Here is a 15,415-nt window from a genome sequence, read left to right as displayed (position 1 = left end):
GGGACGAGTGGGGGCGGCCATGGATTCAGGGAGGGCTGAATCCATGCGAAAGGCGGGACCGGCTCACCCGGTCCCGCCTCACCCCCTCACCCCCTCACCCCTACTCCTTCACCCCCGCCATGCTCATCGCCGAGCGTCGCAGCGCCGCCCGCGCGGTCACCAGGCTCGCGCCCAGCGCGAGCACCAGCGCCGAGCCGATGACCAGGCCGACGTAGTCCCACGGGACGGCCATGCTCACCGCCGCGTCGACGGTGGACTCCAGGCCGCGGCGGACGCCCTCCAGCGCGGCGAGCGCGACGCCCAGGCCGAGGGCGGTGCCGACGGTCACCACGATGACCGTCTCGATCGCGACGACCTTGAGGACCTGCCCGTCGGCGGCTCCCGACAGGCGCAGGACGGCGAAGTCGCGCAGCCGGTCGGCGTTGGCCATGATCAGCGTGTTGGCGATGGCCAGGGCGGTGTAGCCGATCGACATGATGATCAGCACCAGCATGAACACCCGCAGCAGTTCCCATTCGCGCTGGTCGGCGAAGGCGGCGGCGCCCTCGCGGTCCAGGGCGATCGCGCCGGGCCCGGTGGCGGCGGAGGCCTCGGCGACGGTGGTGGCGTTGAGGTAGACGTGCTCGGTGAGCGCGTTGGGCGCGTGCTCGCGGAGGGTCTCGCGGGCCATGGTGACCGTGGACGGGTACATGGTCTTGTCGTCGGGCTGCGAGGCCTTCACCGGCAGCGCGAGGGTCTCGCCGTCGGGGAACACCAGGGGCAGCGTGTCGCCGTCCTTGAGCCCGAGCGTTTCCATGTAGGGCGCGGCGATGAACAGGGTCCCGGGCGCCAGGCCGGGGAGGCCGGTGACGTTTTCCTCCATGGTTCCGGAGTAGACGTCGACCATCATGATCGGCTGGACCTCGCCCGGCAGCGCCGACACGGCCGCGTCGGTCAGGCCGGGCGTGCCGTCGGGTTCGACCACGACCGACGCGGGGAACTCCTGCGCGAGATCGGTGGTCATCGCGCCCTTCATGGTCGACATCATGCCCGCCAGCAGGGCCACGAACCCGACGGTGACCAGCACCGGCGCGGCCGTGGAGGCCACCCGGCGGACGGCGATCAGCGCCGATTCGCGGACCACGACGGCGGTCGCGCCGCGCGTCCGGGCGAAGGGCCAGGTGACCAGCCGCACCACCGGCGGGATCACCAGCGGCGCCCACAGCGTCAGGCCCACGATGAGGCCCATCGCGCCGAACATGGTGAAGGTCAGCAGGTCCTCGCTCTCGGCGCCGGTGGCCAGCAGGACGAAGCCGAGCCCGCCGGCCAGGGCGAGGCCGCCCAGGATCCACCGGCCCTTCGTCATCGGGCGGTTCTCGGCCGCCGCCTCGCGCAGGGCCTCCATCGGCCGGACCCGCGCCGCGCGCCGGGACGCCGACCACACGCCCAGGAACGCCACGGCCATGCCGGTCAGCCCGGCCACCAGCAGCGGCCAGGCCACCACGCGGATGGCGAAGTCCGGCGGCTCCAGCTGAGCCTTGACCAGCAGGTCGCCCAGGACCGGCGCCAGCGCCAGCCCGAGGACGACGCCCGCGCCCGCCGAGATCGCGCCCACGCCGAGGGCCTCGCCGAACAGCATCCGCCGGACCTGCCCGGGCGTGGCGCCCACGGTCCGCAGCAGGCCCAGCTCGCGGCGGCGCTGCGCCACCCCGAAGGCGAAGGTCGAGGCGACCACGAACACCGCCGAGAACGCCGACAGCAGCGTCATGGCGGTCAGCAGCTGCGTGCCCAGCCAGCGGGTGCGCAGGTGCGACTCGGGCTCGAAGCCCGCCCGCTCGTCGCCGGACAGGGCCGCGCCGTCGGTCACGATCGCCGTCGCGGCGGCGTCCACGCTGGACGGATCCTCGGTGAGCAGCCCGAAGACGCCCACCCCGTCGGCGAGTTTGGCGGCCTCGGCGTCGGTGAGGTAGTAGCCGGGGCCGTCGAGCACGCCCACGACCTTGTAGGTGACCGGCCCGGACGCCTGGAGGACCGTCAAGTCCGTCCCGGTCCGCACGCCCAGCCCGGCGGGGACGACGATCTCGCCCGGCGCGGCCGGGGCGCGGCCGTCGTCGAGGGTGTAGCCGCCCAGCAGCGTCGAGGACCAGCCGTGGCCCTGCGGCTCGTCGCGGACGTCCCCGGCGGGTTCGCCGTCCACGACCGCCTGCGCGTAGAAGGCGAGGTCGGCCACGACCTGCTTCACGCCCGGGATCGCCGCGAGCGACTTCTGGAGTTCGGCGGTGCGCTGCGGCGACCACGGGATCGGGATGACCACGCCCACGTCATTGCCGGGGCGCTCGGCGTCCACGCCGTGCACGATGACGCCGGTGGCCGCGTAGCGCTCGGGCACCGCGGGAGCGGCCGAGGCGTGCACGAGCAGCGAGGCGGTCACGATCGCGACGCCGAAGGCCAGCGCGGCGAAGGTCCCCAGGAAGCTCGTCCAGCGGGTGCGGATGGTGGCCCAGGTGTGCACTACCAGGCTCCCTTCACGCGAACCGGCGCGGCGGCGGGCGCGGGTGGGGCCGCTTCCAGGTGCGCCATGCGCGCGGCGATGACCTGCGCGCGCTCGCCGTGGTCGCGGCGGTCGGCCAGGTACTCGTCGGCGATGCGCCCGTCGGCCAGGTACACGACCCGGTCGGCGTAGGCGGCGGCCACGGGGTCGTGGGTGACCATGATGACCGTCTGCCGGTGGGCGTCCACGACCCGCCGCAGCAGGCCCAGGACCTCGCGGGAGGTGTTGGTGTCGAGCGCGCCGGTCGGCTCGTCGGCGAAGATCACTTCCGGGTCGGCCACCAGCGCGCGGGCGATCGCCACCCGCTGCTGCTGCCCGCCCGACAGCTCGCCCGGACGGTGCCCGGCGCGGTCGCGCAGGCCGACGGCGTCCAGCGCGGCCTCCACGCGTCCCGGCTCGATCCGGCGGCCGGCCAGGCGCAGGGGCAGGGCCACGTTCTGCGCGGCGGTCAGCGCGGTCATCAGGTTGAAGGCCTGGAACACGAAGCCGATGCGCTCCCGCCGCAGCAGCGTCAGCTGCTTCTCGGTCAGCCGCGACAGCTCGGTCTCGCCGATGAGGACCTGCCCGTCGCCGGGCCGGTCGAGCCCGGCCGCGCACTGCAGCAGCGTCGACTTGCCCGAACCCGAGGGGCCCATGATCGCGGTGAACGAGCCGCGCGGGAACGCGAGGGTCACCCGGTCGAGGGCGGCCACCGCCTGCTCGCCGGAGCCGTAGGTCTTGGCCACCGCCCAGAGCTGGACGGCGTCGCGCAGGCCGGATGGATGCGTCGTCGTGGTCATGCCCCCAGCCAACCCGGATCGGCGCGCCGGGACATTGGTGCGAGCCATAGAACCGTGGTGCGGAAGACCGTACGGAAGAAGGTATGGCCAGCCCTACCGGCGCCGTCCCACCTGCGCCTTAGCCTTGAGCGCGTGATGGTGCGCAACCCGCTCCAGGCGATGACGCGGCGGCCCTCGGAGTTCCTCCGCTCGTCGTGGCCGTGGCGGTCGGCGCTGTACCTGCTGTCCGGCGGGGTCATCGGCGGCGCGACCGCGCTGGTGGCCGCCGCGCTGGCCGCCGCCGGAGTCCTGCTGACGGTGGCGCTGCTGGGACTGGTGATCCTGGCCGCGATGGCCTTCTCCGGCGTCCTCGTCGGCGGCTTCGAGCGCTGGCGCCTGCGCCTGGTCGACCTCGACCCCATCGAGACGCCGCACCGGCGACCCGCCGAACCCGGGTACCGCTCGTGGCTGGCGACCCGGTTCCGGGAACCGGCGACCTGGCGCGAGCTGGCCTTCACCGCGATGTCGCTGCTCGTGCTGTGCTGGGTCGACCTGGGCGTCATCGGGCTGGCGGTCTACGTGCCGGTGCAGGTGGCGATCCTGGGCGCCTACGACGACGTCAACGGCGGGCTCCTGCTGCTGGTCAGCGTCCCGTTCGGGCTGGGGCTGGCGGTGTGCTCGATGTACGTGCTGGCCGCGTGGGCCGGCGCGCGGGCGGCGCTGACCCGGGCCGTGCTGGCGCCCCGGGACGACGAGCTCGGCGACCGGCTCATCGCCGTCACCGCCTCCCGGGCGCGCCTGGTCGACCTCTTCGAGCTGGAGCGCAGCCGTATCGAGCGGGACCTCCACGACGGCGCGCAGCAGCGCCTCACCGCGCTGATCATGCGCCTCGGGCTGCTCAAGCTCGACGTGGACGGGCCCGCGCGCGAGGGCGTGGACGAGGCGCTCACGCAGGCGCGGGCCGCGCTCGACGACGTCCGCGAGCTCATCCGCGGCATCCACCCGAAGGTGCTCTCCGACCGGGGGCTGGCCGCCGCCGTCCGCGACATCGCCGGGCGTGGGCCGGTCCCCGTCGACGTCGACCTGGACCTGCCGCGCCTGCCCGCGCCGCTGGAGCTGACCGCCTACTTCATCGTCTCGGAGGCCCTGGCCAACGTCGGCAAGCACTCCGGCGCCACCCACGCGGGGGTGCGCGGGCGCGTGGAGGACGGGCGGCTGTGGATGGAGATCCGCGACGACGGGCACGGCGGCGCCGATCCCGCGCGCGGCACCGGACTCACCGGGCTGGCCGACCGCACCGCCGTCCATGACGGCACACTGATGATCGCCAGCCCCCTCGGGGGACCGACCGTGTTGCGGGTGGAGCTGCCGTGCGAGTGATCCTGGCCGAGGACGAGGTCCTGATGCGCGAGGGCATCACCGCCCTCCTGCACCGCTTCGGGCACGAGGTCACCGCCTCGGTCGGCACGCCCGGCGAGCTCATCGCGGCGGTGCGCGCCACGCGCCCGGACCTGGTGCTCACCGACGTCCGCATGCCGCCCTCGTTCACCGACGAGGGGCTGCGCGCGGCCCTGGAGCTGCGCGGTGAGTTCCCGGGGCTGCCCGTCTTCGTGCTCTCGCTGTACGTGGAGCAGACCTACGCCGCCGAGCTGCTCGACTCCGGCGGCGGGGACGGCGTGGGCTACATGCTCAAGGACCGCGTCGGCGACGTGCACGAGTTCGCCGAGGCCCTGGAGCGTGTGGCCGGTGGCGGGACGGTGGTCGACCCGCACGTGGTCCGGCAGCTCCTGGCGCTGCGCCGCGACCCCGTCTCGCGGCTGACGCCCCGCGAGCGGGAGGTGCTGGAGCGCATGGCCGAGGGCCGCTCGAACGCGGCGATCGCGCGCGAGCTGTTCGTGACCGAGGCGGCCGTCGGCAAGCACATCCGGGCGATATTCGCCAAGCTGGAACTGGGCATGGCCGAAAACGACCACCGGCGGGTCCTGGCGGTGCTGGCGTATTTGCGGGGCCGCTGAATCGCACAGTGCGAATCGGGGTTCCTTTTCTGTGCGGGAATTGATTCCCCGGTGGAAATCGCCCGGAATTAGTGATCTATTCACCCACCGAGCTAAGGTCGCTCCAACGACACGACCCCGAAGCCCGGAACGGGGGCCCGATGTACCGCCTTTCCAAGACGGTTCTGGTGACGGACGCCGTGCGTGATCGGATCATCGAGATGGACGACGCCGAAACCGCCGATTCCCTCACCGCGTTCCTGTGCTCGATCACCACGCCGCTGGCCGGATACCACCGCTCACCCGACCGGCGCGAATTCCGCGAGGCGCACCTGGCCGACGGGCACCACGTGGTCTTCCGCGAGCTGAAGGAGCCCGAGGCCCGGCACTACGAGATGGAGTCGGGGATCATGGTCGCCGAGATCATCACCTCGGCGGAGCGCCTGTGGCGGCAGGTGTCGGCGTGGGGTTCACGATCCTGACCTCGACGGGCTCGGCCGCCTTCGGCGGGTTGGCCGCGTAGGCGAAGGCCGCCACGCCGATGACCACGGCGGGCACCGCCGCCAGCAGCCACCGCCGCATCCGCCGGAACAGCGCCATGGTCGCGTAGTAGTTGGCCGCCTCGACGGTGGCGCGGGCGACCTCCCGCAACGCCGCCGAGCGCTCCCGGGCCGCGGCGCGCTCGGCGTCCGGGGTCGCCGGGTCGAGGATCGCCTCGTGCGCCTGGCGCAGGCGCCGGTGCAGGTCGCCGATGCCGGTGGCCTCGTGGCCGTAGATCTCCTGGGCGGAGAAGGCCACCCGCTGCGCGATCCGCCGCACCAGCGGCACGGCGTGGACGCGCTCGTCGACGAAACCGGTCGCGTTGCCCCGCAGCCCGGCGAGGGTGAGCCATTCGTGGGCGAGCACGGCCGAGGCGGATCTGATCACCGCGAGCCCGGCGGATAAGACGATCAATACCGCGCCCAGGGCCACGTAAATGCGCCAGGAATTCCAGGAGAGCTGAGATATCCCACTCAGTGGGAGACCGGCCGCCAATGCGCCGACGAGCGCGGCCGAGACCGTGACCAGCCATTTCGCGGCCGATCGGACGGCGTCGAGCTGGCGCGGGCGGAAATCCGACTCATCGATCATGCGATTCACCTCGCCGGTCCAGGCTATGGTCGTTGACAACGGTTGTCAACGTGTTACCTTGACCCTTTCCGCTTCGCGTCAGGGGTGGCGATGGAAAAGATCAACGTCCGCTACGTCAACGCCGAGAAGATCAAAAGTCTCCGCCATTCCGACGAGGCCGTCGGAGTCACCCGGAACAATGTGCTCATCGGCGTCCTGCTCCCCCTCACCGAACGCGTCCTGCGGCGCCTGTCCAGACCCGACGACCGGCTCGCCGCGACCCTCGACGCCGCCGAGGCCGAGCTGGCCTCCGGCGAGGCGGCGCGCGAGTTCGTCCCGGGCACGGGCGAGGCGTCCGGCCACGCCAGCATCGGCATCCGCGACTTCGGCGGTGAGCGCCTGGACGGCGCCGTCGCCGACGGGCGGCCGCTGCTGGTGACCAGCGGCAAGGTCGCCGAGGCGGTGTTCCTGCCGGTGGACCGGACCTGGGTGGAGAGCCTCGTCGACGACCACGTCGCGGCGTTCCTGCGGCCCGAGGCGCCGGTCGCCGCCCGGCCGCGCCGCGCCGGGGGCGTGCTGAGCAACGACCGCGCGATCGGCGTCCGCATCATCGGCGACGGGCGCGACGGGCGCAGGCGCATCGTCGGCGTGCTCACCGACGTCTTCGCCGAGCGGCCCATAGGGGAAGAGGTCACCTACCCGCTGCCGGAGGAGGAACTGGACCGCAGCCACGTCCTGGACCAGATCGTGCGGCTCGTCGACGAGCTGTCGGCGCGCCTGGGACCGGCCGAGCGGCTGCTCGGGGTCGGCGTGGAGTTCGGCGGGCACCTGCACGAGGGCCGCGTGGTCTACACCTCCAACCTGCGCTTCAACTGGCACGGCTTCCCCTTCGCCGAGCGCCTCAAGGCCGTCCTGCGGCTGCCGGTGGTGCTGGAGAACGACGCCAACGCGCTGGCGCTGTACAAGAACCTCTTCGCCGGGCCCGGCACGCCCGACTTCGCCGTGGTCCTGCTGACCCGCATGGGCGTCGGCTGCGGCCTGGTCCTGGACGGGCGCCTCTACCGCGGGGGCGGCGGCATGGCCGGCGAACTCGGGCACCTGCCGGTGGCCGGGACCTCGGCGCGCGAGGACTCCGCCTGCCGCTGCGGCAACCCGCTCTGCGTGGAACGCGCGGCCACGCCCACCGCCATCGACCTGGAGCTGCGTGCGCGCGACTACCCGGGCGGGTACGAGGCGGCCCTGCGCGAACCGGGACACCCGGTCGTCCGCGAGGTCCTCGAACAGGCCGGCGGCGCGCTCGGCCGGGCCATCGCCGGGCTGATCAACCTGCTCAACCCGCGCGTGATCGTCCTGTCCGGCCCGCCGGACCTGATCGGCGCGCCCCGCGACTTCTACCTCTCCCAGGACGACCCGAAACTGCACGAGGGCACCGCCCGCTGGAGCTACCTGCACGGGCTGCGCGCGGCCATCCGCGACGGCTGCTTCTCCAACAGCGCCGACGAATGCCACTTCGTGGTGGAGAAACGCGACGCCGTCCAAGGGGCCCTGGCCGCCGCGGCCTGCCTCATCCACCACGTGCAGACCACCGGGGTCGAGATCCCCGCCGAGGCGGTGAGCCGGGTATGAGCGGCCTCGCGATCGGCCTCGACGTGGGCGGCACCAAGATCTCCGGCGGCGTCATCACCGCCACCGGCGAGATCGTCGCCGTCCTCCCGCCCGTGGTCTCCCCCGCCGGGGACACCGACGCGACCGTGTCGGCGCTGCTGACCGCCGTCGCCGCCCTGCGCGAGGCGCACCCGGGCGTCACCGCCGTCGGCGTGGGCGCCGCCGGAATGGTCGACTGGCCCGAGGGCCGCATCCGGTGGGCACCCAACAACGCCTACCGGGACCTGCCGCTGCGGGCGCTGCTGGAGAAGGAGACCGGCCTGACGGCGGTCGTCGACAACGACGGCAACACCGCCGGCTGGGCCGAGCACGCGCTCAACCCGCGCTCGGGCCACCTGCTGTTCGTCACCGTCGGAACCGGCGTCGGCGGTGGCCTCGTCCTCGACGGGCGGCTGCACCGCGGCGCGACCGGCATCGCCGGGGAGATCGGGCACCTGCCCGTCGATCCGCACGGGACCGCCGTGTGCGGCTGCGGGCTCATCGGCTGCCTGGAGTCCCTGGCCTCCGGGACGGCCCTCGGCCGCCTCGGCCGCGAGGCCGCCCTGGAAGCACCGGACGGGCTGCTGGCCGCGCTCGCCGGGCCCGGCGGCGTCACCGGACGCACGGTCGCCGACGCGGCCGCCGCCGGGGACGCCACCGCGATCGGGCTCTACGGCGTCATCGGCGCCTGGCTCGGCATCGGCCTGGCCGGGCTGGTCACCGTCCTCGACGTCGACCGCGTGGTCATCGGCGGCGGCGTCGCCGACGCGGGCGAGCCGCTGCTCGGGCCGGTCCGGGCGTCCTTCGAGGAGCGCGTCTTCGCGCGCGCCCACCGGACGCCACCGGTCATCGAGCCCGCCTCACTGGGCAACGACGCGGGATGGATCGGGGCGGCGCTGCTGGCGCTGGAGTGACAGGGCCGCCGCCAAGGCGATGGTGACGGCCCCGGCGATGAGCGGGTCGAAGTGCGAACCGCCGGCCGGGTAGGCGAACTCGGCGACGTTGACCATGTCGTGCAGGACCACCGCCGCCAGGACCGCGCCGGTGGCCAGGTGCACGCGCATCATCACCACGCGCAGAGCGGTGCTGGTCAGCACCATGCCCACCGTCCACATCGGCGGGTGGGTCCGAGGCGAGCCGATCTCCTCGGTGTAGGCGCTACGGCCTGGAGGGCGCTGACCGGCAGGTCGATCGGGAGGGAAGAGGTGTCGATGAGGAAACCGGCCGCCCAGAACGGGACCGCCAGGGCGAAGGTGAAGACGAGGAAGGCGTAGGGGCGAGGGGGCATGATCATCGACGCCAGGGGCGGGGAACCGTTGGGGCCATGGGGGAAGACACCCGGGGGACCCTGAGATCGGGGTGGGTTCACTTCGGGTGGGTGGCTCCTGCGGTGTCCCGGCCGGTTGCGGGCTGTTGGTGCGAGAGCGCAGGCGCTTCGCCCTGCACCCGACCAGGCGCTTCGCCCTGGACCAGACCAGGGAACTCCGTCCCCTGGACCCCGGAAGTCAAAACACTTCTCCCGAGCCGGAGGAGGGCTTCGTTTTTCGGCACACGGTTGCGTCGTGGTTGTGGGGGTTGGTTGCGCCGCCGCACGCGCGCGTCGTTCATGGACACGCGATCAAGACACCTCTCTCCCGGCGGTGGTCGTGCTCGTGCCTCGGCATGCGGTTGCGTCGTGGTCACGGGGCTGTTCCGGCGTGGGTGAAGTCTTCGGGCACGCCTCACTCTCCCAGCGGGGGCGACCCGATTCCCCCGCTTTGTCCATAAGGGACAGCGCAGTCGATCTCCGCGAGGTTAGGGTCGGCCCGACCGCGTCGTCCCTTCCATCTCAGTTCCATCCCATCCGCCCGGATGGCGCGGCTCACGTGAAAGGAGAGTCATGCGACTCATCACGAACCTCGCCGACCGCCTCGTCCGCCGTCTCGTTCCCGAGTCCACCGCCGCCGCGCAGATCGGCACGCGGGACATCTGCACCGACATGAGCATGTGCAGCTCGAACAACTACTGGATCGAGTGCGGCTGGACCATCGTCAACGGCAAGCTCACCTGTAAGTGCTCGCGCACCAGCATGCGCTGCGTCTGACCCACCTCCGGCCCGCGCGGGGGCGCGCCGGAGCGGGACGCGTCCACCACCCGGGCGCGTCCCACCCCCGAACCCTTTTGTCGGACCCGCCCGGTAGCGTCGCCCGGGTGGCCGGTGGAGAACTCGGGGAGACCCCTCAAAGCGACGAGACAGCCGAACCGACGAACGAACGGGTGAACGCGCTGCTGGACGCCGCCATCGCGGCCGTCCCGGGTGGCCAGGTCCGCCCCGGGCAGCAGCAGATGGCCGCCGCCATCGACCGCGCGCGTGAGACCGGCAGCCACCTCCTCGTGCAGGCGGGCACCGGCACCGGCAAGTCCATCGGCTACCTCGTGCCCTCGCTCCTCTCCGACCGGCCCGTCGTGGTGTCCACCGCGACGCTGGCGCTCCAGGCGCAGCTCGTGGACACCGACCTGCCGCGCCTGGCCGACGCCACCGAGGGGGTGCTGGGGCGGCGACCGTCGTTCGCGGTCCTGAAGGGCCGCCACCACTACCTGTGCGCCGCCAAGCTCGCCTCGCCCGAAGCCGAGGACGAGCAGGACACCCTCGACGGGGGTTCGTGGCTGGGGCAGGCCAGCAAGATGGAGAAGCACGTCACGCGCCTGCACGACTGGGCCAACGACACCGAGACCGGCGACCGCGACGAGCTGGACCCGGGCGTCCCGGACGTGGTGTGGCGCGGGGTGTCGGTCTCGGCGCGCGAGTGCCCGGGGGCGATGAAGTGCGCGCAGGGCGACATCTGCTTCGCCGAGAAGGCCCGCGGCCAGGCCCGTGAGGCCGACATCGTCGTCACCAACCACTCGCTGCTGTCCATCGACCTCCTCAATGGCCGCAAGGTCCTCCCCGAGCACGACCTGCTGATCGTCGACGAGGCCCACGAGCTGGCCGACCGGGCCACCGGGGCCGCGCAGGCCGAGGTCACCGTGGCCGGTATCGAGCGGGTCATGCGCCGGGCGGGGTCCTTCGTCTCGCGCGAGGTGAAGGAGAAGTTCGCCGACGCCGGGGCGGCCTTCGACGCCGCGCTGATGAACCTGCCGCCGGGACGCCTCACGCAGATCCCGGCCGCGATGCGCGAGGCGCTGACGCTGCTGGAGGGCGCCTGCCGCGAGGGCGCGAGCGAGATCACCGTCGGCAAGGACGAGGAATCGGTCACCAAGCAGCAGGCCAAGACCGGTGTCACCGACCTGCGCGACGTCGTCCAGCGCTTCCTCCTGGAGTCCGAGCACGACGTCATCTGGGGCGACGGCGAGGGACGCCGCAGGCAGCTCACCGTCGCGCCGCTGTCGGTGGCGGGCATCCTCGGGCAGGAGCTGTTCGCCGAGCGCACGGTCGTGGCGACCTCGGCGACCCTGACCCTGGGCGGCAAGTTCGACTCCGCCGCGCGTTCCCTCGGCCTCGACGAGGGCGACTACGACACCCTCGACGTCGGCTCGCCCTTCGAGTACCGCAAGCAGGGCATCCTCTACGTCGCCTCGCACCTGCCGAAGCCGGGCATGTCGGGCCTGTCGGAGGCCGCCGCCGACGAGCTGGTGCGCCTGGTCACCGCCCTCGGTGGGCGCACGCTCGGGCTGTTCTCCTCGCGGAAGGCCGCCGAGCGCGCCGCCGAGGTCCTGCGCGAGCGCACCGATCTGCCGATCCTGCTCCAGGGCGAGGAGTCGCTGGCACCGCTGGTCCGCCGCTTCCGCGCCGAACCCGAGACGTGCCTACTGGGCGTCATGAGCCTCTGGCAGGGCGTGGACGTGCCCGGCGACTCCTGCCAGCTCGTGGTCGTCGACCGGCTGCCGTTCCCGCGTCCCGACGAGCCGCTCACCGCCGCCCGCAGCGCCGCCGCCGACAACTCCGGCGGCTCGGGCTTCGCGCAGGTGAGCGTCCCGTACGCCGCGATCCGCCTCGCCCAGGGCGTCGGGCGCCTCATCCGCAGCGTGGACGACAAGGGCGTGGTCGCCGTCCTCGACCCGCGCCTGGAGACCGCCCGCTCCTACGGCCGTTACCTGCGCGAATCCCTGCCCCCGCTCTGGTACACCACCGACAAGGAGAAGGTGGCGGGCGCTTTGTCCCGGCTCAAGGCGGCTTCATGAGAAACCTTCCAGTCCGGTAGGGGACACTGGGTGGACTTGTGCGGTTGCGCCGAGTCGGGTGATCCACCTCCGGGTATGGTGACTGCGCAACCGTGCGCGTTCATCTGTAGTTCTCATAGCCATCGAGGTACGAGGTGCGATTCTCGCTGCGTCCGCAAGACGACGCGTTCTACCAGTTCTTCACCCGGGCGGGCCAGAACCTGGTGCGCGGCATGGAGATCCTCTCCGAGCTGGCGGTCCCCGGCACCGACACCCAGTCGGTCTCCGAGCGCCTGGTCGAGGTCGAACACGACAATGACCAGCTCACCCACGATCTGTACAACAAGATCAACTCGACCTTCGTCACGCCGCTGGACCGCGAGGACATGTACGCCCTCGGCTCCCAGCTCGACGACGTCCTGGACCACATCGAGGCCGCCGGGAACCTGGTGTACCTCTACGGCCTGTCCGAGCTGCCCGCGCCGCCGCGCGAGATGATCGACCTCTTCGACGTGCTGAACGCGCAGGCCCGGCTCACCGCCGACGCCATGCCGCGCCTGAAGGGCATGAAGGACCTCAAGGACTACTGGGTCGAGGTCAACCGCCTGGAGAACGACGGCGACCGCGCCTACCGGATGCTGCTCGTCCGGCTCTTCTCCGGCGAGTACGACGCCCTCACCGTGCTCAAGATGAAGGAGGTCGCCGACGAACTCGAAGCCGCCTGCGACGCCTTCGAGCACGTGGCCAACACCATCGAGACCATCGCGGTCAAGGAGTCTTAGCACCCGTGGACGCCATGCTGATCGGAGTCATCGCGGTGATCATCGCCGCGATGGCCTTCGATTACACCAACGGGTTCCACGACGCGGCGAACGCCATCGCGACGTCGGTCTCGACGCGCGCACTGACCCCGCGCATCGCCCTCGGCCTGGCCGCGGTCGGCAACTTCGTCGGCGCCCACCTGGGCGCGAAGGTCGCCAAGACCGTCGGCAGCGGCATCGTGGACCTGCCGCCGGTCAAGCACAGTCTCTCCATCATCCTGGCCGGCGTCATGGGCGCCATCGCCTGGAACCTCATCACCTGGTGGTTCGGGCTCCCGTCGTCGTCCTCGCACGCACTGTTCGGCGGCCTGGTCGGCGCGACCCTCGTCGGCGGCGGCACCGTCCTGTGGGGCGGGATCCTGGAGAAGGTCATCATCCCGATGGTCGCCTCCCCCGTCCTCGGCTTCATCCTCGGCTACTTCGTGATGATCGCCATCATGTGGATCTTCCGCCGCAAGAACCCCGCCAAACTCAACCGCGGCTTCCGCATCGCCCAGTCCGTCTCGGCGGCCGGCATGGCCGTCGGACACGGCATGCAGGACGCCGCCAAGACCATGGGCATCGTGGTCCTGGCCCTGTTCGTCGGCGGCTACCAGGACAACACCGAGCACATCCCGCAGTGGGTGTTCTTCACCTCCGCCGGCGTGCTCGCCCTGGGCACCTACGCCGGTGGCTGGCGCATCATCCGCACCCTCGGACGCCGCGTCATCCACCTCGGCCCGCCCGAGGGCTTCGCCGCCGAGACGGTCGCCTCCGGCGTCCTCTACGCCAACGCGCTCGCCTTCGGCGCCCCCATCTCGACCACCCACACGATCACCTCGGCGATCATGGGCGTGGGCGCGACCAAGGGCAAGAACGCCGTCCGCTGGGGCGTCGCGGGCAACATCGTCATCGCCTGGGTGCTCACGTTCCCCGCCGCGGCCCTGGTCGCCGCCGGGGTGTACTTCCTGGTGAACCCCCTCTTCCGATAGACCCGGCACCGAGCGGGGGCGGTCCTTCGGGGCCGCCCCCGCCGTATGCTTCCGGCATGGCCGTCATCGACCTGGACGCCCCCGAGGCCCTCCCGCCCCGGTTAAGCGCACGCCCGCTGCTGGCCGCGCTCGCCGTCACCGCGCTGCTGGCGGCCTCGGCGATCACCTACGCGGCGAACCTGCCGGGCCCGCCCGCCACCGTCGTCGACCCGGCCCCGGCGTGGACGGCGTCCCTGGACCCCGAACTCGGCGAGGCGCTCGTCGCGCGCGTGTCCGGGCCCGTCGTCCTGGTCGCCGCGCACAACGGCATGGCCGCCCTCGACCGCGCCACCGGCGGCGAGCTGTGGCGCCGGACCTGGGACGTGAACGAGCTCAATGGCCTGGGCATCTGGTACGTCGAGCAGAACATCTCCGTCCGCGACGGCGTGGTCATCTGGGACCGGGGCGTCACCTTCTCCCTCGACGTGGAGGTCATCGACCTCGCCAGCGGCGTCACCCGCTACCACCTGGAACGCGCCCACCGCCCCCAGGAGGCGGCCTGGATGAGCCTCGTCGGGGACGTCCTCGCCGTCGCCGACTGCGTGTGGGAGGGCGACACCGGCTGCGTCCTGGAGGGCTACGAACTGGCCACCGGCGAGCTCGCCTGGCGGCACGAGACGCCCGGCGCGACCACCGTCTACCTGCCCGAGACCGTCGACGGGCTGCGCCAGACCGGCCGCCGCCTCGACGCGGCCAACGACTTCCCCACGATCCCCGTCGACCCCGGCCGGGGCATCGCGCTGGTGGAGGGCGCCGACGGCGCCCACTCCGTCATCGACCTGGCCGGCGGCACCGTCCTGGGCGGCTGGAACCGGCCGATGGTGAACCTGTTCATCGTCGGCGACGCGCTGCTGTCGGGCGCCGGTGGACGCCTCGCCCGCCTCGACCCCGCCACCGGCGCCACTCTCTGGGACACCGCCGTGCACGGCGACTACGGCGGCCGCTCCCGCTCCGAGGGCATCGGCTTCGCCGACGGGCTCCTCGTCGACGAGTACAACACCGCCGGCGCCTCCCACGTCGAGGACCTCGTCGACCTCGCCACCGGCGAGACCCACCCCGTCGGCGCCGGTGACATGCTCGTGGCCGACCGCGGCGTCCTCGTCGACATCGACCGCGACGCCGGGACCCTGCGCGCCACCGACCGCGCGAGCGGCGCCGAGCGCTGGACCGCCGCGCTCGTCGACGGCGCGGTCATCGTCGAGCGCTACGCCGTCCAGGACGGGCTGCTGGTGATCGGCGGCATGACCGGCCGCCGCCCCGCCGAGGGCCGTCGCGTGTGGACGGTGAACGTCGCCACCGGCGCCGTCGGCGGCTTCCGCGACGGCTCGATGCCGATCGGGCTCGCCGACGGTGTCCTGATCACCGCCGCCGGTGACCTGGTGTCCCTGCGGCGGACCCGCTGAGCCGT

General features: G+C 72.5%; 14 protein-coding genes. 10 read left to right on the top strand and 4 right to left on the bottom strand.

The genetic code is table 11. The features are described 5' to 3' along the window. Nucleotides 1-100: 100 nt before the first annotated feature. Both QSK10_RS12355 and QSK10_RS12350 read right to left on the bottom strand, forming a co-directional pair. On the bottom strand, nucleotides 101-2,491 hold the full coding sequence (locus tag QSK10_RS12355) for an ABC transporter permease (protein ID WP_285662797.1): 2,391 nt from the start codon (nucleotides 2,489-2,491) through the stop codon (nucleotides 101-103). Further along, nucleotides 2,491-3,309, bottom strand: a complete 819-nt coding sequence (locus tag QSK10_RS12350; protein ID WP_285662796.1) for an ABC transporter ATP-binding protein — start codon at nucleotides 3,307-3,309, stop codon at nucleotides 2,491-2,493. The genes QSK10_RS12355 and QSK10_RS12350 overlap by 1 nt, the downstream gene beginning before the upstream one ends. A gap of 135 nt (nucleotides 3,310-3,444) precedes the next feature. Between QSK10_RS12350 and QSK10_RS12345 the strand changes: the two genes are divergently transcribed. From QSK10_RS12345 to QSK10_RS12335, 3 genes are all read left to right on the top strand, one after another. After that, entirely contained in the window at nucleotides 3,445-4,668 is a 1,224-nt protein-coding gene (locus QSK10_RS12345; RefSeq protein ID WP_285662969.1) for a sensor histidine kinase, read from the top strand. 23 nt (nucleotides 4,669-4,691) lie between these two features. Beyond that, entirely contained in the window at nucleotides 4,692-5,303 is a 612-nt protein-coding gene (locus tag QSK10_RS12340) for a LuxR C-terminal-related transcriptional regulator (protein WP_285662968.1), read from the top strand. A gap of 140 nt (nucleotides 5,304-5,443) precedes the next feature. Then, nucleotides 5,444-5,764 (top strand): hypothetical protein, encoded by a 321-nt coding sequence (locus QSK10_RS12335; RefSeq protein WP_285662795.1) that lies wholly within the window; start codon nucleotides 5,444-5,446, stop codon nucleotides 5,762-5,764. Here the strand turns inward: QSK10_RS12335 and QSK10_RS12330 are convergent. Then, nucleotides 5,709-6,413: a hypothetical protein gene (locus QSK10_RS12330; protein ID WP_285662794.1), complete on the bottom strand. Its 705-nt coding sequence runs from the start codon at nucleotides 6,411-6,413 to the stop codon at nucleotides 5,709-5,711. The genes QSK10_RS12335 and QSK10_RS12330 overlap by 56 nt on opposite strands. Nucleotides 6,414-6,503: 90 nt before the next feature. On the opposite strand from QSK10_RS12330, the gene QSK10_RS12325 reads away from it, so the two are divergent. Both QSK10_RS12325 and QSK10_RS12320 read left to right on the top strand, forming a co-directional pair. Continuing rightward, nucleotides 6,504-8,018: an ROK family protein gene (locus QSK10_RS12325; RefSeq protein WP_285662793.1), complete on the top strand. Its 1,515-nt coding sequence runs from the start codon at nucleotides 6,504-6,506 to the stop codon at nucleotides 8,016-8,018. After that, nucleotides 8,015-8,950, top strand: a complete 936-nt coding sequence (locus tag QSK10_RS12320) for an ROK family protein (RefSeq protein ID WP_285662792.1) — start codon at nucleotides 8,015-8,017, stop codon at nucleotides 8,948-8,950. The genes QSK10_RS12325 and QSK10_RS12320 overlap by 4 nt, the downstream gene beginning before the upstream one ends. Here QSK10_RS12320 and QSK10_RS12315 read toward each other — a convergent pair. Further along, nucleotides 8,897-9,136, bottom strand: coding sequence for a hypothetical protein (locus QSK10_RS12315; protein ID WP_285662791.1), 240 nt, complete (start codon nucleotides 9,134-9,136; stop codon nucleotides 8,897-8,899). The genes QSK10_RS12320 and QSK10_RS12315 overlap by 54 nt on opposite strands. Nucleotides 9,137-9,915: 779 nt before the next feature. On the opposite strand from QSK10_RS12315, the gene QSK10_RS12310 reads away from it, so the two are divergent. The 5 genes from QSK10_RS12310 to QSK10_RS12290 all read left to right on the top strand — a co-directional run bounded on the left by QSK10_RS12310 (nucleotide 9,916) and on the right by QSK10_RS12290 (nucleotide 15,410). Further along, complete coding sequence (locus tag QSK10_RS12310) at nucleotides 9,916-10,119, top strand: hypothetical protein (RefSeq protein WP_285662790.1); 204 nt, start codon at nucleotides 9,916-9,918, stop codon at nucleotides 10,117-10,119. Nucleotides 10,120-10,361: 242 nt separating this feature from the next. Next, a complete protein-coding gene (locus QSK10_RS12305) occupies nucleotides 10,362-12,197 on the top strand; it encodes an ATP-dependent DNA helicase (RefSeq protein ID WP_285662967.1) in 1,836 nt (611 codons plus the stop codon). A gap of 134 nt (nucleotides 12,198-12,331) precedes the next feature. After that, a complete protein-coding gene (locus QSK10_RS12300; protein ID WP_285662789.1) occupies nucleotides 12,332-12,958 on the top strand; it encodes a DUF47 domain-containing protein in 627 nt (208 codons plus the stop codon). Nucleotides 12,959-12,972: 14 nt separating this feature from the next. Then, entirely contained in the window at nucleotides 12,973-13,968 is a 996-nt protein-coding gene (locus QSK10_RS12295; RefSeq protein ID WP_432705324.1) for an inorganic phosphate transporter, read from the top strand. Between the two features lie 56 nt (nucleotides 13,969-14,024). Further along, nucleotides 14,025-15,410 carry an outer membrane protein assembly factor BamB family protein gene (locus QSK10_RS12290; protein ID WP_285662787.1) on the top strand — a complete coding sequence of 462 codons (1,386 nt, stop codon included), beginning with the start codon at nucleotides 14,025-14,027 and terminating at the stop codon, nucleotides 15,408-15,410. The last annotated feature ends 5 nt before the right edge of the window (nucleotides 15,411-15,415 follow it).

This window comes from Actinorhabdospora filicis (assembly GCF_030269765.1).
GTDB classification, from domain to species: domain Bacteria; phylum Actinomycetota; class Actinomycetes; order Mycobacteriales; family Micromonosporaceae; genus Actinorhabdospora; species Actinorhabdospora filicis.
This window is presented reverse-complemented; position numbering and strand designations above follow the sequence as displayed.